We start from the raw sequence: 22302 nt of genomic DNA on the forward strand, positions 1-22302 counted from the left end.
GTGATACACATATAAATGATTATTATAAAGGACTGATGAATCAGAAAATGATTCATCAGTCCTTTAAATTATAGAGCCAATTTTTCTTAATCCCCACGTAACTGTGTTTCATACAATCGACGATAATAACCGTCTGTTTTTGTCATTAGTTCTTCATGAGAGCCAACTTCTACAATTTGACCTTTCGACATGACGAGAATTTTATCGGCTTGTTTAATCGTTGAGAGACGATGTGCGATTATAAAGCTGGTTTTATTTTTCATCATCTCTTGAAATGCTCGTTGAATAGCAAGCTCGGTCATTGTATCTACAGAACTGGTTGCTTCATCTAGTATAAGCATAGGTGGATTAGCAATAATCGTTCGAGCGATACTCAGCAGTTGTTTTTGTCCCTCTGATAGTGTTAAGTGCTGGCTATTGACAGGGGTGTCATAGCCAAGCGGTAGTTGCTCAATAAAAGCATCAATTTGAGCTAAAGCCGCCCCTTTTTTAACATCCTCTAGACTAGCATTAGGCTGACCATACGTTAAATTTTCTAAAATTGTGCCTTGATGTAACCATGTCTCTTGTAACACTATACCGAATAAAGAGCGTAATTGTGTTTGCGATAGTTGAGATAGTGGAACATCGTCCACATAGATTTCTCCACGTGTTAAAGGATAGTAGCGCATGAGAAGATTGACAATGGTAGTTTTACCTGCGCCGGTTTCACCAACTATGGCGATAGTTTCACCCGGTGCGACTTTTAAATTAAAATTCTCAATCAAAGGTTGGTGTTCATAGTACTGAAAATCGACCTGTTCAAATACCGCTTTTCCTCTAACTTGCTCTGGCTGCAGTATCGATTTACTAGGATATGCAGGTTCATCTGGACTGTTTACAAGTTCTTCAATCCGATTTAATCCAGCTAAGGCACTTTGAATTTGTGTCGTTAAGCCCGATAGCTCGATGAATGGCTTTGTAAACTGATTAGCATAAATAATAAATGTCGTCATCATACCAATTGTAAGAGTCGACGATGTAAAAAAGATGAGATAGGCACCGACAAAACCGATGATAATATAGCCTAAGTGGTCGATAAAGCGAGATAATGGGTTACTCAATGAAGAGATAAACTGTGCGCGTTGACCAGCATGTTGTAAAGCATGATTCATTTCCCTATACTGCTCAGTACTGTTTTTTTCTTGTTGATAGAGTTTAATTAATGTCATGTCAGCAAAGCGTTCGGTCATGAATCCTGTCATACGACCGACTATTTGTTGTTGTTCTTTAAACGACTGTTGACTTTTCGTAGCAATCGTCCATGTCGTGATGAACATTAAAGGAGTCATTACGATAACGCATAGGGCTAACCAACTATTCAATTTAAACATCATCACAATTGCGACCAAAATTAATGAAATGCCTGAAAAAGCGATGGTAATCGTTCCAATGAGCGCTTCTGCGACAAAATCTAAGTCATTCGTAAACCGACTGATAGTGTCGCCTTTTGAATGGTAATCAAAATAGGAAACAGGTAAACGTTGTAGTTTATCCAGCCCTTTTTTTCGCAAAGTTGTCACACTTTGGTAACTGATTTTATTTGCTAAGCGCATTAAGAGCCATTGAGTAGTGCTTGCCAGTAGTAAACACAGCAAGAAACGTTGTAGTGCTTGAGAAAAAGGTTGCGAGCTATTGGGTAGCGACAAAGCATCAATACTGAGTCCAATGTAATACGTCATTAACACGGTTGCCGTGCCGCTTATAATCCCGAAAAAGATGGTGACAAAAAGCGAGAGACGATAAGGAGCAAGTAGCTCTTTTAAAATAGAAGAACGTTTTAACACTGATTGTCTCATGCCTCATCTCCTCCTTGCTGTGATTGTTTGATTTCTTGATAAAAAGAGGACGTGGTTTCTAAAATCTCTGGTTTATTTTGGTCGATAATTTTTCCGTGTTTCATTGTCATGATCCAATCAGCCTCTTGCATGAGCGCCAATCGTTGGGAAATCATAATAATCGTCGTGTCTGTTAGGGTTAATAAATGATGTTGGACACGTTGGGCAGTCAAAGCATCAAGAGCGCTTAAGGTGTCATCTAAAATAAGAACGCTTGGTTCTCCCACTAATGCACGCGCGAGCGCCAGTCGTTGACGTTGTCCTCCAGAAAAGTTTCGTCCAAATTCAGCGACGTCTCCGTCAAGTTGACCAGGATGTGAAAGAATCTCATCCTTTATTTCTGCTAGAGATAAAGCGCGCCAAAGTTCATCATCTGTTGCCTCTGCTTTTCCCCAAAGTAAATTTTCTCGAACAGTCCCTTTAACTAAATTGCTTTTTTGAGGAACTAATCGAATTTGCTGCATGAGAGTGGGGCGATGTAAATCCTGAATAGGATGTCCTTGATACATCAAAGTCCCTTCTGTAGGTGCGTACAGCTGAGCTAAGACAGCAGCAAGCGTAGACTTCCCACTACCAGTTGGCCCAATAATTCCTGTGAATGTCTTTGGTTTCAGTGTAAAATCCAGAGATTGTAAAACAGTCGGCCCCTCTTCTTGATAACGAAAAGAAAGATTTTTTGCTTCGAAGATAGGGATATCACTTGTAATCGATTTGCTTGCCAGATTTTCTGGGAAAGAATCGGTGTTTTGTTCCTCTTCTTGTTCGAGTAGCACGGTTAAACGCTGTTTAGAAGCAGCGGCTTTTGTAAAAATAACCACTAAGTTTGAAACGACTATTAAAGCGAGTAACATTTGCATCATATAGTTAACTAAGGCGACTACTTCTCCTTGTTGCAGCGCGCCTAGTTGAAATTGCCCCTTACCATTTACGATAAGTAAGGCAATGCCCAGATTCATCAAAAGTAAGGTTAATGGATTAAGAAGGGCGGATACATTGGCTACACGTGTGTAAGCGCGAGCTAAGTCATCACTGACGTCATGTAATTGCTGTGTTTGTTTTTCTTGACGATTAAAGGCACGAATGACGCGCACGCCGCTATAAGTTTCATCAATTGACGCGGTTAAAGATTCAAGTTTCGTTTGAACGTGTCGATACATGGGCACTGTTTTTTTTATGATGAAAAATAGGACGAATGAAAATATTGGGAGTATCGTAAGAAATATCAAGGCACTTTTCGGATCGATATAAAAAGCCATAACAATCGAGCCAATGCTGAGAAAAGGTGCCCGGATGACTAACCGGATTAACATAGCCAGTGCTAGTTGTAATTGATTAATATCATTGTTCATGAGCGTTGTCATATAAGAAGGACTTAAATGATTTAACGTTGTTGGACTGAGGCGATGAATTTTTTGATACACGCCATTCCGTAAGTCTGTACCAAATCCTTGAGAGGCGACTGCTGCATAATACTGGCAGATTAGCACGCAGACTAAGCCAATCACAGTAAACCATAACATGTGACGGGATAGCTCTTTAACTCGGCCCCAATTTTCTAGTCGAATTCCTTCATCAATGAGTTTCGCCATATAAATAGGTAACAGTAGTTCAAAAATGGCTTCGAGTAGCTTGAAAAAAGGACCTAGAAATAGTTCTTTGCGATAAGGTTTTAAATAAGGATATAAAATGCGCATAGTAAACTCCTTTATAGTATCGATTTCATTATAATTTTACGCTAGTTTGTGATAGATTTAAAGTAAACAGATATAAAGGAGGAAGAGCGATGTTAAAAAATCTAGACGAAGATGTCCGCAGTATGATTCAAGAACTCATACAGCAAGCAGAACTGACAGCAGGAGATATTTGCGTACTTGGATGTAGCAGTAGTGAGGTAGTAGGCAAGCAGATTGGCAAAGGTTCAAGCGCGGAAGTAGGAGAAGTGATTGTTAAGACGCTTTATGAAGAATTAGCAAAAGAAAAAGTGTATCTAGCCGTACAAGCCTGTGAGCATTTAAACCGTGCGCTTGTTATTGAGAAACAGGCGATGACACATGATTTGGAGGAAGTGTCAGTAGTTCCAACTCTATCAGCAGGAGGCTCCGCTGCGACGGCTGCCTATCGTTATTTTAATGAACCCACAATGGTAGAGTTTATTAAGGCAAAAGCAGGGATAGATATCGGTGATACAGCGATTGGCATGCACATTAAACATGTTGCTGTCCCTATCCGCCTATCTACTCAACAACTAGGGCATGCACACGTTACAGCGTTAAGTTCTCGACCTAAATTAATAGGTGGCGCTCGAGCTAGTTATTAAAAAAGGGTATTTATTTGACTTTCTGTTCGGAATGACGTAGCCTAGATGTATAAGCTTATATTATAGTGTGGTTATTTATTTTCTAATAAAGGCCACGATGAGCAAACAACATGTGAAGACTAACATATTGTTTAAGTGTGATTTTACACTCGCCTCTCATGATCTGTAAAGATCTCTATAACTATAAGTGAAGTTCGTTTTGGTACGCCATGTTCAAGTAATTGTAACATTGCCAATACGAGCTTATTTATATGACTATGAGGAGGAATAAACATGGCAGTAACATTGAAAGTAGAAAGAAGAGCAATTCGTCCACGTTCTATCCGTAAACAATTACGTGTAGAAGGACGCGTACCTGGTGTCGTTTATGGTAACGATGTTGAAAACACATCTTTATCGGTTGATGCAATGGCACTATCAAAAGCAATCCGCGAAAATGGTGCTAACGCTGTTTATTACTTAGAATTAGAAGGTAAAAAAGTTCCAACATTAGTACATGATTATCAAGTGGATACATTTAACGGAGACTGGGTTCACGTTGAATTCCTAGCTGTTGACATGAGTGAAGAAACAGAAGTTGAAGCAGAAATCGTCTTAATTGGCGACGCTCCAGGGGTTAAAGCTGGCGGTGTGTTAACTCAAACATTATACAACGTGGTTGTTTCAGCAACTCCAGATAAATTACCAGAAACAGTAGAAGTAGATGTGTCAGGTTTAGAAATTGGCGATAGCATTAGCGTAGCTGACTTACCTAAATTTGAAGACTTTACAATTGTTACAGAAGCAGAAGAACAAATCGCATCTGTTACAGAACCAGAAGTTCATGAAGAGCCAGAAACAGATGGCGAAGCAGCAGAGCCTGAAGTTATTGGTGAAGATAAAGAAGAAGCATAAGTTTACCTATAGAAGTGTGTCGTCAATTAGACGACACACTTTTTTTATTATCCACAGCTTATCCACAGGAAGTTGTGCACAACTTGTGAATTATGGGGAAAACCATGTGTAAAATAGAAAAGACGAGAGATAAAAAGTGGAAAAACAAATGAATAGTTATCCACATCGTTTGTGGATAATGTGGAAAACCCCACAATACAGGATTGTGGGGTTAAAGTATCATTGTTATGAGAGAACACGTTGTAAAAATTCTTGTGTTCGTTTTTCTTTAGGCTGTTGAAAAATATCTTCAGGTCGTCCTTCCTCTGCGATAACACCTTGATCCATAAAGATGACTCGGTCAGAAACTTCTTTGGCAAAGCCCATTTCGTGTGTCACGATGACCATAGTTAAACCTTCGTTAGCTAATTCACCCATAATGTCCAGAACTTCGCCGACCATTTCGGGATCGAGAGCAGAGGTTGGTTCGTCAAAGAGTAAGCAGTCAGGGTCCATTGAAAGAGCGCGAGCGATAGCGACACGTTGTTTTTGTCCGCCGGAAAGTTGTTTGGTTTTTGCGTTAGCAAAAGTTGCCATACCAACGCGCTCTAAGTTTTTTAATGCGACTTGTTTTGCTTCTTCCTCCGACCGGTTTAAGACTTTTATTTGGCCGACCGTGCAGTTGTCTAACACATTTAAGTTTTCAAATAAGTTAAAGTGTTGGAACACCATGCCAAGATGTGTACGATATTCTGGTAAATTATAATGATTGGCTAGCACGTTTTCGCCTTTAAATAAGATTTCCCCAGCTGAAGGTTCTTCTAATAAGTTAATACAGCGTAATAATGTTGATTTTCCAGAACCTGAGGAACCGATAATGGTCACCACTTCACTTTTTTCAACATGGAGCGTCACGCCTTTTAAGACGTGATTGTCACCATAGTATTTTTCTAATTGATTAATTTCTAATAAACGACTCATTCAATTTCTTCCTTTCTAGCGTTGTGTGGGCTCTTGAACTTGCATCTGATTGGCATAAGGTGCATAGTGATCTGGACCGTCTAAGCGTTTTTCCACACGTCTTAAAATTTGAGTGACTGTAAACGTCATTACGAAGTAAATAACACAAACGACGAAGAATGTTTCAAAGAATCGGAAGTTACTTCCTGCAACTGTTTTCGCTTGGAAGAATAATTCTGACACGGCGATAACATTCAAGACGGATGTATCTTTAATATTAATAACAAATTCATTACCTGTTGCTGGTAAGATGTGACGGATGACTTGTGGTAACACGATGTTACGCATCGTTTGGCCATGCGTCATACCAATTGCTTGAGCTGCTTCAAACTGTCCTTTATCCACAGCATAAATACCACCACGGACAATTTCGGTCATATAAGCACCCGTATTAATCGATACGATGAAGAGGGCTGCTAAAATTCGATTTAAATCAATTCCAAATGCTTGCGCTGTCCCATAGTAGATGACCATTGCTTGGACAATCATCGGCGTACCACGGAATATTTCAATATAAACATTGAAGAAAATATTAAGAGCTTTTAATAAGACGCGTTTAATTCCAGATTTTGGTAAAGTAATGGTACGAAACACGCCGATTCCCAAACCAATCAATGTACCGACGACTGTTCCGATTAATGAAATAAAGAGTGTCACACCAGCGCCGCGTAAGAACATGCTGCCATTTTCTTTCATTATTTTAACCACCCAGTTTTGAGTGCCACTGTTATCTGGTTGTGATTGAATCACATTTTCCATAATGTCTTGTTGTTCATCGATTGAAATTTGACTTAACACTTGATTTATTTCGCTTGTGAGCGGACTATTTTTTGCTACACCAATAGCAATCGCAGTGTCTTCAGGTTCTGTAATAAAACCTTCACCGTCTTCAAATGATACGACTTTAAAATTAGGATTAGCATTTGCAGCAGTTAAGGCTTCAGGCATCTCAGTAACGTAACCGTCGATAACACCTGACTCTAAAGCGACGCGCATCGCTGGGAAGTTATCCATAGCCGTCTGTTTATCGACTTCAGGAATTTGGTCAATCACAGAATAGTGAAACGTGTTTAATTGAGCGGTAATTTTAGCCTGTTTGAAATCACTTAAACGGGTTGCTTCTTCAAAAGGGCCACCTTTTTTAACGAGCAAAACGAGATGTGACTGATAATAGACATCAGAAAAATCGATACTCTTTTTACGTTCTTCAGTTGGCGACATACCAGCAATAATTGCGTCTATTTTTCCAGATGTTAAAGCAGGAGAAAGACCATCCCATTCAGTTTTAACGATGACTAATTCTTTATTTAAACCTTCAGCGATACGTTTTGCAATTTCTACGTCATAGCCGCCGGCAAATTCTTGTGACCCTTGAATAGGAACGGCACCATTTTCATCTGTTTGTTGTGTCCAGTTGAAAGGGGGGTAACCGGCTTCCATCCCGACGCGAAAAACACCATCATTTTCCGCAGCTGAAAGGGTTAGGGGCAAGAAAGCAATCAGGCTGAGTAGAGCCATAAGTAAGTAGCGATACTGTTTTTTATTCATAATTATTCTCCTTTATCTATCATACAAAAAAAGACCTTACGAGGATGATAGACATCTTCATAAGGTCTTGCATTTGCATGTTCTTTTCTGCCTTTAGACAAAAATAGCGCAACTCGACTTTCACAAATCGAGACAGTCCAACAGCTATCAACTGTTGTCCCAACAAATGTTAGTGAGGCTAACATTCATTTCGGCGACTTTCCCTCCTCTTAAAATCCAAACGTTCCCTCTGAACTTTTTTAAGATTCCTAATCATCGCGACCTCTACCTCATCATGAGGCATATTCAATTATCTGTCATGATAGCTTAAAAGTGTAAGCTTGTCAAATGAAAATAAAATTAAGCTGTTTTTACTTTAGGTTGACGACCTAGAATAGCTTGTAAAACTGTTAATACTAAATTAGCAAAAATCATTGTTTGGATTAAAGAGCTATACATCGTGATGTTGAAGTCCCAAGTTTTATAAACAAGTAAAATAATACCTAAGTAAACTGCAGCTAAAACATTAAAGAAAGCGAACGCCCATAGGTTTCCATTTTCTTTTTTAGCTAGATAATAAATAGAAAAAGCGACACTCAACACTAACCAAGCAATGTTGATTAAAATACTTCCCCAATAAATGATAAACGCAACCATTTTTTTCACCCCTCTTGTTGTTAGACCGTAGCTTATTTTCATTCATATAATACCACGTTATTTAGTATTTGTCATGAAATCTACGATAAATGTGAAAAAAATATCATGTTATAAATGAGTAACAGGTAGCCGTGCGTCGTCGAACAGTTGCAAGAGCGTCATGTCAGAGGTTAGTAATATAACTTGAATATGGACTGGCAATGATTGCAAGAGTAGCACCAATTGCTTTTTACGTGCAAGGTCGTAATGTAGCCATCCGTCATCAATGATGATAGGAGCGGGTACAGTGTCTTTGCTCGTGATAAAAGCGAGACGAAGAGCCATATAGAGTTGATCCTTAGTCCCAGTTGAGAGATCAATCGTTCTAAAGGTTTGTTGCTTGTTATTTTGTATCAAAAGAGTTTCTTTTTTTAGGTAAATATCTTGATACTTTCCGTTTGTTAAAAGTTGAAAATAGTGTTGGGCAGTTTCCAATAAACTAGGAAGTGTCTGGTCGCTCATTGCGATAACTAAATCATTAAGTAGTTCTTTTTCTAAAATCAGGCTGAGCCACTGAGAACTAAGCTGCTTGATGTCATCTTGCAAAAGAGTTCGTTGCTGGTACAACTCATCTAAGGTACCATCTTTACCTAGCCAATCTAAGTTAGCACTTAATTGAGTTTGTTCATATTGTAGGGCATCACGTTGCTCCTCTAAGCGAGTTAGCTGTGCTATCAATTGGTCTAATTCCTGTGGTAATTGATTATAGGAATTTAGTTCATCTAAGTTAAATAATGAACGTAATTCTTTTTCTAACGCTACTTGTTTTTGAAGTAAAGCTTGACTTTGCTGGTCATCTTGTAAAAGATGCTGAATATCTGCTAGACTGTCTAAATTTAAAGTTTGGAGATAAGGGAGATGACCGTCGAAAAAGTCCGTTTGTTGTTGAATGGCTAATTTTAAATCGTCTTCTAATTTCGGAAGGTTAGCTGACAACTCTCGTGCTTGCTTCATTAACATCTCGTCGGCATAGTCTCGAATCAATCGATAGCGTTCGGGAAGAGTCTTATCTGATAAAGGTAACCATTCTTCTAAAAAAAGAGTTTTTTCTTGATATGATTGCAATGTTGCGATGGTTTGCTCGAGTAATTGACTCGTTTCTTTTTGACGTTCTAGCAATTGTAGGAATGTCTCTGGCATACTGCCAAATCGCTGACAATCAGCAAGTGTTGTGAGTTTTCCCCAGTGATGTTCTTTTAAAATCATCGCGACCTGTGTTTCTATCTCTTGCTTTTTTCTTGCATTATTTGACTGTTCACTGTGGCGTTCGTCTAATGGTGCATCATCTAAAGAGGATGCGTGTTGTTTTTTAAATTGATAAATCGAAAAAGCCACGAGTATGAGTGCTAGGACACGCACGACATAATTAACAGGAGTCGCCAAAAATAAAGATAGGATAAACATTATGGCTGAAATGGTCGCAAAACCGATCGTCGTAGAAGACTTAGCTCTATCAGTCTTTGGTCTGGCTTGCGTCACAGATGACGTTTCTTGTACTTTTTCAGTTTCAAGCAATTGTTGATAAACTTGATGCAAATCTTCTAGCTCTTGTTTTGCAACTTTATCTAGTAGAAGAGGAGGGGAGGTAGTAGAAAATCCCCATTGTTCACTCAGTTGTTCGCTCTGGCTGTCGATTTCATCTAACTGTTGAAGTAAAAATTTGTTTTCCGCATAACCTTCTAACATTTTTTTCTCTGTTTTCAACAAGTCTTGAATAGCATCTTGATGTTTTGTGAAAAACCAGAACGATTGATTTTGATTTTTTAACAAATCATTTTTAGTAACAGCAATCTCTTTTTGAAAACTATGAATTTGTTGCGATAATACTTGATATTCTTCAGCAATCGACGTTAGTTTTAGTCGTTCTTCTGCTGAAAGTATTCTCCGGTGTTGAAGTTCTTTGTTAATTCGTTGATATTCTTTTAATTGGGTAAAGGCTCGTTGCTGACGTTCTTTTTGCGCGATTAGCTGTTTGAGTTCTGCTGCTTGTTTTTGTAGTGATTCTCGTTTGGTGTCAAGTGTTTTCATTTGTAAAAGAGCGTCACGATATTGAGACTCTGAGCTTTCTTTTTCTTCGATTTTTTGAGAGAGAAGTTGAAGCTCCGTAAGTTTTTGATTTAAGGGTGGTTTGCTACCGGTCGGCTTAAATAAAGCTTGAGCGCTTTGCTCAAGAGTCGTGGCAGTTTCAAGCAAGCGTTGTGATCCTGTTGAAGCGACTGCGATCAATGTTTGTTCTAGTTGCGTAGCAGAAAGTTGGTCTAATTCAGCTAGTTGTTCTTGTTGAAAAGAAAAAACATCTAAGAATAATTCTTCAGTCAAAGGGAAAATGATTTTTTCTAGTAAGCGGTCATCACCCGTTCGTCCATCTTCAAGTTTAACACGCGCGGTATTTGCTTTTATATTATCTCGTTGATTGTCAAAGCGTGTTAACTGCACATTTTGATGTTGGTCAGTATCAAACCAAATTGTTCCTCCGTACAAACCATGATAATCGTACGGTTTAAAATTACGACGCGTATTTGTTGGCTTACGAATGCCAAATAAAATATAACGGATGAAAGTATAAAGGGTAGATTTTCCCGCTTCATTTTCACCAAAAATAAGTTGGGGGCCTTTTTGAAAATCAAATACTCGATTTTCAAATTTTCCGAAACCGAAAATTTCAATTTTTTTGATAATCATGTTCGTCCTCCTGCAAAGAAAAAGCGTGTTCAAATCGGTTTAGCACCTGTTTTTCCACTTCGTCTATCGAAATCATCGAACCTAATTCTAAACGTTCGAAATCGCGATGATACCATAGCGGCTGTTTTAAGTCTTTTAGTTTATGCGTCATGATATAGTCCCAATTCTGTGAGACATCTCTGGCACTCAAAGGTAGTGGTAAACGGGCGTCATAGCGTTTGTTTGTAGATAAACGTTTAATATCAAGAATGGTTAAGGTTGGAAACTCAGCTTGCAAAGCCTCTATGACATCATCTGCTTGAATCTGTTCAAGCCATTCTTCATGGGATACTTCTTCATTTTCTATTTCAATTTGTAAAAATAGAAGAGTCGCGTATTCTAAAGAAACGAGGCGTTCATTTATTTGTAGACGCAGTGTTTCCAATAATTTTTGCTTAGTCATTCGCTCATCTAAAGAAAGTGTCAATGTTTGATAAGAAACGGTCGCCACTGGTTGCCACTGATACGTCACCTTATTTTTTTCTAAATTAACTAAAAGGACACCACGAACGTCTTGTTCTTTTTTATTGTGTCCTTGTGGTGTCCCAGCATAAATAATGGGCGGCTGATTTTTTAAAACATTTGGCACGTGTATATGGCCGAGAGCCCAGTAGTCGTAATTTAGTGAAAGTAAATCACTTAGGCGGGTAGGGGCGTATTGTTGCGTACGATGAGTATCGACTTGTTGACCAACGTCCCCATGATACATGCCAATATGGTAGTGACTTTCTTGTGGCTTGCGTCTTGGAAAGTCAAGCGCTTTATTTTCATTTATCCATGGTTGCGTGTAGCTAAAACTGGAGATGGCAACGACTTCTTTATTCGGTAACGTATGATAGTAAGTTTCGATACTTTCTGACGTCCAGATATGAACATTATCAGGAAAATCAAACCAGAAGCGGTCAGGCTGATAATAGTCATGATTCCCAAAGGTAAGGTAAACATCAATTTTGTTTTCAGCTAAGGTTGTAAAAAAGTCATGTAACAGACGCTGACTTTTGATACTAGAGGTCGATTGATGAAAATTATCGCCTGTCATTAAAATAAAATCGACTTGATTTTCGATGGCTATCTGTCCAATACGATGTAAGGTAACTTCATTGGCAGAGTTAAGTTTTTGTAAAAAATCGGCAGAAGGTTGCATGTGACCTTCAAAAGAACGATCTAAATGTAAATCGCTAATATGTAAAAAAGTGACCATTAGGTTTACTCCTTTTTCGCAAGATGATTATAGCTTATTATACGCTACTCAAAATACGAACACAAGTTCAGTTATAAAGACAAAAAAAGCATTCAAGAAAGTTCTTGAATGCTTTAAATGATGTATTATAGTTTTTTGTTGTAGAATTCAACGATGTAAGATTCATCAACTTCTTGTGATAATTCTTCGCGGTCTGGTAAGCGAGTTAAGCTACCTTCTAATTTTTCTTCATCAAAAGAAACGTATGCAGGACGACCTACAGCAGCTTCTAAAGCTTCTTTAATGATGACTAAGTCTTTAGATTTTTCACGAACAGAAATCACTTGGCCAACAGCAACTTGGTATGAAGGGATATCCACACGTTTGCCATCAACTAAGATGTGACCGTGGTTTACTAATTGACGAGCTTGACGACGAGTAGTCGCTAAACCTAATTGGTAAACGACGTTATCTAAACGTTGTTCTAATAAAATCATGAAGTTAACACCGTGTTTACCTTCTCTGATTTTACCTGCTTTAATAAATGTGTTAACGAATTGACGTTCGTTCATGCCATACATATGACGTAATTTTTGTTTTTCAGTCATTTGCATACCATATTCAGATTTTTTACCACGGCTGTTTGGTCCGTGTTGTCCTGGTGCGTATGGGCGACGTGCGATTTCTTTACCAGTTCCTGATAATGAAATACCCAAACGACGAGATAATTTCCAGCTTGGTCCAGTATAACGAGACATTTAAAATTCCTCCAATAATGTTTTTTTGGAGTAAAATAATTAGGGAAAATATTAGTATTCGTTCAGTTCATCCTTCAGTCTTCACCTTTGCAGCCGCGGTTACACAACTGAACCGTAATCGGCGATAAACTGTTTACGAGCTTACTTATTTTCTAGCTGCATTATTTTACACGCTCTCTAGTATAGCTAACTTTTATCAAAAGGTCAAGTAGTCATGCCGTTTTATACAAGATGAAAGACATGTGCGATAAAAGTAGTTAACATGGTGACGATAATCCCCATAGCTGTTGGAATTAAAAATGACAACCACGTCCATTTGGCACTTTTTGTTTCTTTATAGATAGTTAATAGAGTGGTAGAACACGGCCAGTGATAAATAGTAAACAATAACATGTTCATCGCTGTTAACCATGTCCACCCATTTGATACTAATAGATGTTTAAATTCGGCAAGCGAACTGAAATCTGTAATGGTGCTTGTTGATAAATAGCCCATAATCATAATAGGGATGACGATTTCATTAGCAGGTAGACCTAAAATGAATGCCATTAAAATAACGCCATCTAAGCCCATAAGACGAGCGAATGGATCAATAAAATCTGTCACGACTTGTAAAATAGTGGCATCGCCAATATGAATATTAGCCATTACCCAGATAACTAATCCAGCAGGGGCAGCCACAATAATGGCGCGCCAGAGGACAAATAAGGTCCGATCGAAAATAGAACGGACAACGACTTGTCCTATTTGCGGTTTTCGATAGGGAGGTAACTCTAGAGTAAAGGAAGAAGGCATCCCTTTTAAGACAGTTTTAGATAAAAGTTGTGATACCCAAAAAGTAGTGAAAACACCTAATAGAATAACGCCTGTTAAAAAGACAGCTGATTTCAAAGAACCTTTAAATGTAACAGCACTACCAGTGAAAAACATGGTGATAACCGCGATTAAGATAGGGAAACGACCATTACACGGAACAAAATTATTCGTAATCGTGGCAATAATTCTTTCTCGTGGAGAGTCAATAATCCGTGTGCCCACGACGCCGGCTGCGTTACATCCAAATCCCATACACATTGTGAGTGCTTGTTTGCCACATGCTCCAGCTTTTTGAAAATGTTTATCTAAGTTAAAAGCAATGCGTGGTAAATAACCAAAGTCTTCTAATAAAGTAAAGATTGGGAAGAAGATAGCCATAGGGGGCAACATCACAGAAATAACAGTTGACAGTACTTTATAGACCCCATTGATTAAGACATCTTGTAAACCCGCTGGCATACCTATCTGAGTGGTCACTTTCATCAGCCAATCTCCGAACACTTGAAACCAATGAGCGAGAAAATCGGAAGGGATATTAGCACCCGAAATAGTAAACCAAAAAACTAAAATGAGCAGCAAAATCATGATGGGGATTCCTGTGTGTTTTTGCGTCAAAATTCTATCCAATTGTCGATCACGTTTATCGTAATCTTCTTTACGATAGGTAACAACTTGTTGGGCAATGATGGAGGCGTGGTCAAGTAAGGCAGCACCTTCTGTTTCAGGGTTTTTATGAATCTCGTTCAAGGCGTCTATCATATAAGGATTTGCACGGACGTCGCCTTTCGCGACTTTTTCGACTGCTGCCATTAAATCGTCCAATCCTTGTTTTTTAATAGCAGAGGTTCCAACAACAGGCGTGCCTAATAATTCTTGAAGCTTAGGTAAATTGACCTCAATTTTTTTCTTTTTCGCTTCATCGAGTAGGTTAATACATACGACGACTTTATCAGTCAAACTCATAATTTGTAAAACTAAGTTAAGGTTTCGCTCTAAGCTCGTTGCATCACAAACGACAATAGTCGCTACCGCTTCTTCTGATTCTATAAAATCGCGAGCGACTTCTTCTTCCGTCGAATGAGCAATCAATGAATAAGTACCGGGAAGGTCTACAAGTGTATAAGTATGACCATTGTAGGTTGTATTACCCTGTGCTAAATCCACCGTTTTTCCTGGCCAGTTTCCTGTATGTTGGCGCATGCCTGTTAGTTCATTAAACACCGAACTTTTTCCTACGTTAGGATTTCCAGCTAATGCAATAATTGTTCCTTGAGAATCAGTCATTTTTCTTTACCTCCTGAACGTGAATATACTGAGCATCACTTTGTCTTAAAGCGATAGTTGTACCACGAACTTTATACGCGTGCGGGTCATTTTTTGGACTTATGAGAACTTTCTCAATCAATGTTCCTTCATAAAAACCTAAATCTAATAAACGTTGTTTCATACTAGCATCGGGATGGACAACGTCGATTATTTCTGCTGTGTGGTATTGAGCAATCTTATCTAAAGTCAACATTTTCTTCACTCCTTTTAGGTATACCTAATTTTATTTTTAGTGTACACCCGATTTAATCAAACATCAATATTTTTTTAAAAAAATCACATTTTTAATAAAGTGTTGGAGAAATTATATTAATGAAAGGAGCGAAAAAATTGCAAGTTTGGTTTGAGGAAAATAAAAAAAGAATAATTGTCATTACAGGAGGCATTGTGGGAGTTTTTATTATCATCATGATGACTTGGAAAACAACCAAGCAGAACAACTTAATAACAGAAGCAACAATGATGAGTGAAACAGTAATCACAACAGATAGTGAGCAGGATATATTAAAATCAGATAGTCAGGAAAAATGGTTCGTAGATATAAAAGGAGCAATCAAGTTTCCAGGGATGTATCCTGTTGAGACCGATATGCGAATTTTTGATGTGATTGAGTTGGCAGGAGGTCTATCAGAGGAAGCGGATCGCAATCAAGTAAATCTGGCTGAGCATGTTAGAGATCAAATGGTTATTTATATTCCTAAAGTCGGTGAGAATTTAGCGGAAGTCATGCTACCGACCGAGACTTCAACGAGTCATCATGATAGTGGTCACGCTCAAGCGGAAAATGAAACGCTAGTCAATATCAATACGGCAACCGCTCAAGAATTACAAACATTGTCAGGGATTGGTGAGAAAAAAGCAGAAGCAATTATTACCTATCGTGAAACAAATGGGTCGTTTCAAACGATTGATGATTTAAAGAAAGTTAAGGGGATTGGGGAAAAGACCTTTGATTCTTTGAAAGAAAGCATTACAATTAATTAAAAGAAGGAGGTCGTATAATGACAATCGAAAGAATTCCATGGGATCAGTATTTTATGGCCCAGAGCGTCTTGTTATCGTTGAGGAGTACCTGCCGACGTTTAGCAGTTGGTGCAACTATCGTGCGAGATAAAAGGATGATTGCAGGTGGTTATAACGGGTCGGTAAGTGGCGACGTTCATTGTATAGATGAAGGCTGTTATGTTGTAGATGGCCATTGTGTACGAACGATACATGCTGAAATGAATGCTATTTTACAATGTGCAAAATTTGGTATCCCTACTGATGGGGCTGAGATATATGTGACACATTTTCCTTGTTTACAATGTACGAAGATGATTTTACAAGCTGGAATTAAGAAAATACACTATCTAACAGATTATCGTAATGATGACTATGCGATTCAGTTATTAGAAAAAACAGGTGTGATAGTCGAGCAAGTGACATTAGATCAAGAATATTTTACCGAACTGCAAGCAATCTATGGAGGAAATAACCAAAAAGAAACCAACGCGGAATAAATACTACCCTGAGCAGCTGTCGAGCCTTTATGGCAAATGGATTTATCCAACGATGTTGATGCTTTTAATGTACGGTTGGCTAGTAGGAAAATCGAGACTATTTGGTGGACTGACGATTATTTATGGTATGCGACTCATTCTAACACGACAAAAGACGGTAATAAGGATGAGTCTTGTACTTGGTTTCATTAGTCTATGCTATTTTTATGAAGTGGAACAAACGTCCCAGCTAACGTCGTTAAACTCATCGATTACTAAAAAGGTTATCACATTCCCTGATACTTTTTCAGTCAAGGATCATTATATCTCTGGTATCGTGCAAGAAGTGGAACGACCTTTTCGTCGATCTTATATACGAGGGCGAGTGGACGACATGACTGAAGAAGAGCAAAATAATTGGCGGGTAAGGAGTCAGTTGCTTATAGTCCAAGGAAGTGAAGTGTTTCCTTCTTTTCCTCGTAATCGAGATGGTTATGATGCTCGTTTGTATTTTCATGACTTAGGCATATCGAAGATTCTAACGATTGACAATGTGAAACGGCTACCTCAAACACGTCTTTCTTTTTGGCGTGCTTCATTTCGTGAAAAACGAGCGAGATTAGCTTGGCAAGCTGAGCAACAATTTCCAAAACGAACGGCTTCCTATATTAAACGTCTTTTTTTAGGTATTAAGGACGAGTTATATCAACAAGAGCGCGACAGTTATAGCGAAACAGGATTATTGCATTTCTTTAGTATTTCAGGGTTACACGTCTATTTTTTTCTGTCTATAATTCATTATGTCATTCGTCGTATGGGCGGCTCCCCCTTTTTACTTTTAATTATTGAGTTGTTATTTTTAAGTAGCTTTATTTTATTAACAGGAGAGAGTGTGAGCGTTATTCGTGCATCACTTTTTATTGTTTGTCATCGTATTAACACGTTTCTTGGTAACAAGTTGACACGCTTAGATAGTTGGTGTTTGACGATATTCATTGTAATGATTATTCGGCCATACAGTTTGTTGACAGCCGGAGGGCAACTCACCTTTTACTTTACTTTCATTTTGATTTATCTTAGAGATATCGTTTCATCAACTACAAATAAATGGAAAAAGTCTGTTCAAACGGTTTTTTGGATGTCATTACTTAGCTTGCCTTTGACTGCGTATCATTTCTATCAGTGGAGTTTATTAGGAACGGTTTTAACCTTACTTATTTCGCCATTTTTTGGCTATGTTTTGTTACCAATCTTATTATTATCATGGTTTGTCAGTGCTTTTGTTTCTTTAAAGGACAGTGTATGGCTTTTGATGATAGATAAATTAGTAACATTGTTGTATCAAGTTATTTCTTACGTGTCGCAGTGGCCGATAGTTAAAGTAGTGACAGGAAAACCGCCATTATTTTTAGTGATAGCAATGCTTGTTTTTTATTTTGGTTTTCTTGGTTATACGCGACGAAAAGCGAGCTACTACGGGATCGTTTTAATAACGAGTATGGGACTCTTCGTTGGGTTAAAGTATGTCAATCCGTTTGGAACCGTCGCATTTGTGGATGTGGGACAGGGGGACTGTCTGGTCATTCATCCTCCTTTTTCTGCAAAAGCTACGGTGATTGATACTGGCGGGAAGTTGCAATTTGCTAATCAAAAGAAAAAACAAGTACCACAAGCTAAATATCAGCTACTGCCTTTTTTGAAAAGTCGAGGGGTAACTCAAATTGAGACCCTATTTTTAACCCATGCGGACACTGACCACATTGGAGATGTGAAAGCGTTAAGTCACGTACTTCCTATTGAAAAGGTGGTTTTTCCTAAAGGAATGAGAAAAAAGGCTCTGGGCGCTAAAATTATTGCGTCTCTTGATTCGCAAACTGAAATCATGGAGGTACTAAGTCCTCAAACGATAATTAATCATGCAGGTGTTTTTCAAGTTTTGTCTCCAGCTGAAAGTGGAGAGGGGGACAATCAACATTCACTAGTGCTTGCGACGACCGTTGGTGGGAGACGATTACTTTTAACAGGTGATTTGGATGTTGAGGGAGAAGAGCGAGTGATGAGGCGATGGCAACCAACGGAGTTTGATATTTTAAAGGTCGGTCATCATGGCAGTCGTTTTTCTACGAGTGAGCAATGGCTATCCTACGTGTCACCTAAAGTAGCAGTTATTTCATGTGGAGAGAATAATCGATACGGCCATCCTCATCCTGAAGTTTTGAGTCAATTAAAAAATAAAAACATTCAAATCTTTCGAACGGATCAGCAAGGCATGGTATATTATGATTATATGACGTTGTTTCCATATCGTACTCAGATACAAACAATGATAGAGTGAGAAGAAAGATAGGTTAGAGAAAAATATGGTGAAAAAAGATTTTCAACAAGCAATTTCAGATATTCGTGTCGGGGATGTTGCTGCGATTTATGTCGTACATGGAACTGAAAAATACTTATCAGAATGGTTTAATCGCGTACTACAACAGAGCGTTGTTTCAGATGAAGATGAGATGAATATCATGCACTTTGATATGACGGAAACGTTGTTATCAGAAGCTATGTTAGAGGCTAACAGTTTACCTTTTTTTGGGGATAAGCGACTAGTCATTGTGGACCAACCATATTTTTTAACAGGAGCGAAGCCTAAGCAGAGTTTGGAGCATAACATAAAGGAATTAGAACAATACATTGAACAACCCTTAGACTCAACGGTACTTGTCTTTAATGCTCCTTATGAAAAGTTAGATGGACGAAAAAAAGTAGTTAAACAGTTAAATAAACAAGCTGTTGTTGTCGACGTGCAACCGATGCAAGAACGCGACGTTCGTCAATTTGTGAAACAACACATACAAAATGATCGCTATCAAGTAACACCAGAGGCTTTAGAAACGTTGCTAGTATTATGTCAAATGGATTTATCACGAATTATGGGAGAATTGAATAAGCTCTATATTGCCGGGATAAATGATTATAAAATAACCAAACCGATGGTAGAAGAGTTAGTTGCTAAAAGTTTAGAACAAAATGTTTTTGATTTGATAACTTATGTCATGAAAAAGCAACCGAATGAAGCATTAAAATTATATGAAGAACTATTGCTTCAAGGGGAAGAAACCATCAAAATGAATGCGATTTTGATTGGGCATGTGAGATTGCTTATTCAGGTAAATGTTATGCAGCAAAAGCATTATCAGCAACCAAATATGGTAGATGTTTTAAAGGTTCATCCATATCGTATTAAGTTGGCACAGCAAGAGGCACGGCGAATGAGTTTGGGCTTTTTGATGAATCTTTACGATGAATTGGTAGAAAATGACTATCGTATGAAAACAGGTCAGATGGATAAAGAACTGCTATTTCAGTTGTTTATTTTAAAATTTAGTCAAAAATAAAAAGAACGTTGGCAAAATCTCTTTTGTCAACGTTCTTTTTATATGAAAAAACACCCCAATGTTACAAAGAACAATCGGAGTGTGTCATCTTTTGTGATTATGCATTATTTTGCTTTCATCATTTTCGCATGTAGACGAGATTTGTCTCGGTCAGCTTTGTTTCTATGGATTAGGCCTTTTGTTTCAGCCATATCAATTGCTCTATGCGCATTTTTTAATAATTCTTCAACGTTATCAGCACCTGCTTCTAAAGCAGCTTCAAATTGTTTGATTGCTGTACGCATTGCACTTTTTTGACCAGAGTTTAATTCGTTAGAACGTTCTGTCGTGCGCACACGTTTAATTGCAGATTCAATATTTGGCATGGATTTCACCTCCGTCAATAATAGCTTATCCCTAATGATTATTAGCGACAATTCAACATTCTCAATTATACCGAAAACTTGTGAGTAATGCAATATTTTTTTAAGGATAGTCACTTAAAAACAATGTCTCTGTGCCAATAAAAAAATAGTCAAAGCCCTTTCACTTTATTCTCAATATGTTATTATTAGAGCGTTAGATAATAATATAGGTGGTGTAAATTTGTGGGAACAATCGATTTGTCGGCAGGTCAGTTTAACCTCGCCTTTTTTGTGACGTTTATTTTGATTATGGGCGTCATCTTTGTTAATGGCTGGACTGATGCGCCAAACGCAATTGCCACAGCTATTTCGACACGTGTGCTGAAACCAAAGTTTGCGATTCGAATGGCTGTTGTAATGAATTTTTTAGGCGCTTTAGTCATGACGCTCTTTAATGCGCAAGTAGCAGAAACCATTAGTAATATCGTTTCATTCGGAGAAGATCATACGAAAGCGCAGATTGCTTTAGCCGCGTCACTTTTTGCTATTGTGACATGGGCCGTGGCCGCTTGGTATTTTGGGATACCAACGAGTGAAAGCCATGCCTTAATAGCAGGCCTTACAGGCTCAGCGATGGCGATGGGCGGACTGGATGCTGTGAATATGGGCGAATGGTCAAAAGTATTAGTAGGTTTGGTCGCTTCTACGGTAGCAGGATTTTTAGGCGGCTATCTTATGGTTAAATTGATCGTGAAACTCTTTCGACATACAGACCGGCGAAAAGCTAATAAGTTTTTCCATAACGGACAGGCGTTTGGTGCAGGGGCGATGGCCTTTTTACACGGAGCGCAAGATGGTCAGAAGTTTATGGGAGTTTTTATGTTAGGTCTTTATTATAATGGTTTTGTAGGAATGAATAGTTCCGGAGGTTTTACGATACCGATAAGTGTTATGGCGATTTGTTCCCTTGTAATGGGGTTGGGAACTTCCGTTGGAGGAATGAGAATTATTAAATCAGTCGGTATGGACATGGTAAAGCTTGAAAAGTATCAAGGTTTTTCAGCAGACTTAAGTGCAGCAATCGCACTGCTTGTTGCCTCTCTTTTTGGAATACCTGTTTCAACGACACATACCAAAACAACTGCAATCATGGGGGTTGGAGCTGCTAGACGTATGTCAAGTGTTGACTGGCGTATTGTAAAAGAAATGATGTTAGCTTGGATTTTGACTTTTCCGGGTTGCGGTTTAATTGCTTATATGATGGCGAAATTATTTGTGTTTTTATTCTAATTAAAGAGAAAATAGTAGGGGGATACTAGGATGGCAAGAAAAAAAGAATTTAACTATTTTGACGCGTTGACACAATTAGCATCAAAGGGATATGAAGCAGCGCGTGTGTTAGAAGATATTATTTTAAATTATAATTATGAAACGATTGCGGCACGTGCCAAGGAAATTCATGTCATTGAAAATGAAGGAGATGAATTGGTTCATACGATTATGGATGAATTGAACCGCTCATTTATTACACCGATTGACCGTGAGGATATTGTGGCGATTACGGAAGATTTGGATGACATTTTAGATGGTATTAATTCCCTTCCATATTTATTTGATAGCTATTTGATAAAAGAGTTACGCCCTAAAACTGAAATGATTAGCCACTATATCTTAGAAGCGACTGAATCAGTCTGTGTTGTGACAAAAGAATTTTCAAAATTTAAAAATTCAACGACGTTAGGGACTATGATTGCCCAGGTGAATGACATCGAAGAGAAAACGGATGACTTGTATCGTAGTTTAATAAAAGAATTGTTTACCCACGAAACAGATCCATTAGAAGTGATTAAGTGGAAATCCGTCTATGAACGCTTTGAACGCATCATTAATGCCACAGAAAAAACAGCTGATAACTTAGCTGGTTTAGTTATTAAAAATACATAAAAAAGAGCAACTGCCAAAGCAGTTGCTCTTTTT

19 protein-coding genes and 1 riboswitch are annotated in these 22302 nt (G+C 38.2%); of the genes, 8 read left to right on the forward strand and 11 right to left on the reverse strand.

What is annotated here, in order from left to right:
* Positions 1-86: 86 nt before the first annotated feature.
* Positions 87-1838, reverse strand: coding sequence for an ABC transporter ATP-binding protein (locus CBF33_RS07890; RefSeq protein ID WP_126763157.1), 1752 nt, complete (start codon positions 1836-1838; stop codon positions 87-89).
* On the reverse strand, positions 1835-3571 hold the full coding sequence (locus CBF33_RS07895; RefSeq protein ID WP_126763159.1) for an ABC transporter ATP-binding protein: 1737 nt from the start codon (positions 3569-3571) through the stop codon (positions 1835-1837). The genes CBF33_RS07890 and CBF33_RS07895 overlap by 4 nt, the downstream gene beginning before the upstream one ends.
* 89 nt (positions 3572-3660) lie before the next feature.
* Between CBF33_RS07895 and CBF33_RS07900 the strand changes: the two genes are divergently transcribed.
* A complete protein-coding gene (locus tag CBF33_RS07900) occupies positions 3661-4194 on the forward strand; it encodes a TIGR01440 family protein (RefSeq protein ID WP_126763161.1) in 534 nt (177 codons plus the stop codon).
* 273 nt (positions 4195-4467) lie between these two features.
* Entirely contained in the window at positions 4468-5088 is a 621-nt protein-coding gene (locus tag CBF33_RS07905) for a 50S ribosomal protein L25/general stress protein Ctc (RefSeq protein ID WP_126763171.1), read from the forward strand.
* A 225-nt stretch (positions 5089-5313) separates the two neighbouring features.
* On the opposite strand, the gene CBF33_RS07910 is transcribed toward CBF33_RS07905, so the two are convergent.
* From CBF33_RS07910 to CBF33_RS07945, 8 genes are all read right to left on the reverse strand, one after another.
* Positions 5314-6048: an amino acid ABC transporter ATP-binding protein gene (locus tag CBF33_RS07910; protein ID WP_023606668.1), complete on the reverse strand. Its 735-nt coding sequence runs from the start codon at positions 6046-6048 to the stop codon at positions 5314-5316.
* Between the two features lie 15 nt (positions 6049-6063).
* Positions 6064-7635: an ABC transporter permease subunit gene (locus CBF33_RS07915; RefSeq protein ID WP_126763173.1), complete on the reverse strand. Its 1572-nt coding sequence runs from the start codon at positions 7633-7635 to the stop codon at positions 6064-6066.
* Positions 7636-7731: 96 nt separating this feature from the next.
* Positions 7732-7910, reverse strand: a riboswitch (Lysine riboswitch).
* Positions 7911-7974: 64 nt separating this feature from the next.
* Complete coding sequence (locus CBF33_RS07920) at positions 7975-8271, reverse strand: hypothetical protein (RefSeq protein ID WP_126763176.1); 297 nt, start codon at positions 8269-8271, stop codon at positions 7975-7977.
* Positions 8272-8379: 108 nt separating this feature from the next.
* Positions 8380-10992, reverse strand: a complete 2613-nt coding sequence (locus CBF33_RS07925) for an ATP-binding protein (protein WP_126763178.1) — start codon at positions 10990-10992, stop codon at positions 8380-8382.
* On the reverse strand, positions 10973-12232 hold the full coding sequence (locus CBF33_RS07930) for a metallophosphoesterase family protein (protein ID WP_126763180.1): 1260 nt from the start codon (positions 12230-12232) through the stop codon (positions 10973-10975). Before CBF33_RS07930 ends, CBF33_RS07925 begins: the two co-directional genes overlap by 20 nt.
* Before the next feature lie 125 nt (positions 12233-12357).
* Positions 12358-12969 (reverse strand): 30S ribosomal protein S4, encoded by a 612-nt coding sequence (rpsD, locus tag CBF33_RS07935; RefSeq protein WP_023606663.1) that lies wholly within the window; start codon positions 12967-12969, stop codon positions 12358-12360.
* Positions 12970-13191: 222 nt separating this feature from the next.
* Complete coding sequence (feoB, locus tag CBF33_RS07940) at positions 13192-15069, reverse strand: ferrous iron transporter B (RefSeq protein WP_126763182.1); 1878 nt, start codon at positions 15067-15069, stop codon at positions 13192-13194.
* Positions 15062-15304 carry a FeoA family protein gene (locus CBF33_RS07945; RefSeq protein WP_126763184.1) on the reverse strand — a complete coding sequence of 81 codons (243 nt, stop codon included), beginning with the start codon at positions 15302-15304 and terminating at the stop codon, positions 15062-15064. The genes feoB and CBF33_RS07945 overlap by 8 nt, the downstream gene beginning before the upstream one ends.
* 119 nt (positions 15305-15423) lie before the next feature.
* Here CBF33_RS07945 and CBF33_RS07950 point away from each other — a divergent pair, with 119 nt between their 5' ends.
* From CBF33_RS07950 to holA, 4 genes are read left to right on the forward strand one after another with little or no spacing between them, the layout of a single operon-like run.
* On the forward strand, positions 15424-16095 hold the full coding sequence (locus CBF33_RS07950; protein WP_126763186.1) for a helix-hairpin-helix domain-containing protein: 672 nt from the start codon (positions 15424-15426) through the stop codon (positions 16093-16095).
* 23 nt (positions 16096-16118) lie between these two features.
* Positions 16119-16613 carry a ComE operon protein 2 gene (locus CBF33_RS07955; RefSeq protein ID WP_126763259.1) on the forward strand — a complete coding sequence of 165 codons (495 nt, stop codon included), beginning with the start codon at positions 16119-16121 and terminating at the stop codon, positions 16611-16613.
* Positions 16576-18927 carry a DNA internalization-related competence protein ComEC/Rec2 gene (locus CBF33_RS07960; RefSeq protein WP_126763188.1) on the forward strand — a complete coding sequence of 784 codons (2352 nt, stop codon included), beginning with the start codon at positions 16576-16578 and terminating at the stop codon, positions 18925-18927. Before CBF33_RS07955 ends, CBF33_RS07960 begins: the two co-directional genes overlap by 38 nt.
* 25 nt (positions 18928-18952) lie before the next feature.
* Positions 18953-19981, forward strand: coding sequence for a DNA polymerase III subunit delta (gene holA, locus CBF33_RS07965; protein WP_126763190.1), 1029 nt, complete (start codon positions 18953-18955; stop codon positions 19979-19981).
* A gap of 104 nt (positions 19982-20085) precedes the next feature.
* Here the strand turns inward: holA and rpsT are convergent, their stop codons facing one another.
* On the reverse strand, positions 20086-20346 hold the full coding sequence (gene rpsT / locus CBF33_RS07970; RefSeq protein WP_023606656.1) for a 30S ribosomal protein S20: 261 nt from the start codon (positions 20344-20346) through the stop codon (positions 20086-20088).
* A gap of 288 nt (positions 20347-20634) precedes the next feature.
* Here rpsT and CBF33_RS07975 point away from each other — a divergent pair, with 288 nt between their 5' ends.
* Both CBF33_RS07975 and CBF33_RS07980 read left to right on the forward strand, forming a co-directional pair.
* Positions 20635-21615 (forward strand): inorganic phosphate transporter, encoded by a 981-nt coding sequence (locus tag CBF33_RS07975; protein ID WP_126763261.1) that lies wholly within the window; start codon positions 20635-20637, stop codon positions 21613-21615.
* A 30-nt stretch (positions 21616-21645) separates the two neighbouring features.
* Positions 21646-22269 carry a DUF47 domain-containing protein gene (locus tag CBF33_RS07980; protein ID WP_126763192.1) on the forward strand — a complete coding sequence of 208 codons (624 nt, stop codon included), beginning with the start codon at positions 21646-21648 and terminating at the stop codon, positions 22267-22269.
* Positions 22270-22302 lie beyond the last annotated feature (33 nt).

The sequence above is a fragment of the Vagococcus lutrae genome (assembly GCF_003987555.1).
Lineage (GTDB): Bacteria > Bacillota > Bacilli > Lactobacillales > Vagococcaceae > Vagococcus_A > Vagococcus_A lutrae.

Excerpts from the sequence above, each read along its gene's own strand:
- CBF33_RS07890 (WP_126763157.1), bottom strand. The coding sequence starts at position 1,838 with ATGAGACAATCAGTGTTAAAACGTTCTTCTATTTTAAAAGAGCTACTT.
- CBF33_RS07895 (WP_126763159.1), bottom strand. The coding sequence starts at position 3,571 with ATGCGCATTTTATATCCTTATTTAAAACCTTATCGCAAAGAACTATTT.
- CBF33_RS07900 (WP_126763161.1), top strand. The coding sequence starts at position 3,661 with ATGTTAAAAAATCTAGACGAAGATGTCCGCAGTATGATTCAAGAACTC.
- CBF33_RS07905 (WP_126763171.1), top strand. The coding sequence starts at position 4,468 with ATGGCAGTAACATTGAAAGTAGAAAGAAGAGCAATTCGTCCACGTTCT.
- CBF33_RS07910 (WP_023606668.1), bottom strand. The coding sequence starts at position 6,048 with ATGAGTCGTTTATTAGAAATTAATCAATTAGAAAAATACTATGGTGAC.
- CBF33_RS07915 (WP_126763173.1), bottom strand. The coding sequence starts at position 7,635 with ATGAATAAAAAACAGTATCGCTACTTACTTATGGCTCTACTCAGCCTG.
- CBF33_RS07920 (WP_126763176.1), bottom strand. The coding sequence starts at position 8,271 with ATGGTTGCGTTTATCATTTATTGGGGAAGTATTTTAATCAACATTGCT.
- CBF33_RS07925 (WP_126763178.1), bottom strand. The coding sequence starts at position 10,992 with ATGATTATCAAAAAAATTGAAATTTTCGGTTTCGGAAAATTTGAAAAT.
- CBF33_RS07930 (WP_126763180.1), bottom strand. The coding sequence starts at position 12,232 with ATGGTCACTTTTTTACATATTAGCGATTTACATTTAGATCGTTCTTTT.
- rpsD (WP_023606663.1), bottom strand. The coding sequence starts at position 12,969 with ATGTCTCGTTATACTGGACCAAGCTGGAAATTATCTCGTCGTTTGGGT.
- feoB (WP_126763182.1), bottom strand. The coding sequence starts at position 15,069 with ATGACTGATTCTCAAGGAACAATTATTGCATTAGCTGGAAATCCTAAC.
- CBF33_RS07945 (WP_126763184.1), bottom strand. The coding sequence starts at position 15,304 with ATGTTGACTTTAGATAAGATTGCTCAATACCACACAGCAGAAATAATC.
- CBF33_RS07950 (WP_126763186.1), top strand. The coding sequence starts at position 15,424 with ATGAAAGGAGCGAAAAAATTGCAAGTTTGGTTTGAGGAAAATAAAAAA.
- CBF33_RS07960 (WP_126763188.1), top strand. The coding sequence starts at position 16,576 with ATGGAGGAAATAACCAAAAAGAAACCAACGCGGAATAAATACTACCCT.
- holA (WP_126763190.1), top strand. The coding sequence starts at position 18,953 with ATGGTGAAAAAAGATTTTCAACAAGCAATTTCAGATATTCGTGTCGGG.
- rpsT (WP_023606656.1), bottom strand. The coding sequence starts at position 20,346 with ATGCCAAATATTGAATCTGCAATTAAACGTGTGCGCACGACAGAACGT.
- CBF33_RS07975 (WP_126763261.1), top strand. The coding sequence starts at position 20,635 with ATGGGCGTCATCTTTGTTAATGGCTGGACTGATGCGCCAAACGCAATT.
- CBF33_RS07980 (WP_126763192.1), top strand. The coding sequence starts at position 21,646 with ATGGCAAGAAAAAAAGAATTTAACTATTTTGACGCGTTGACACAATTA.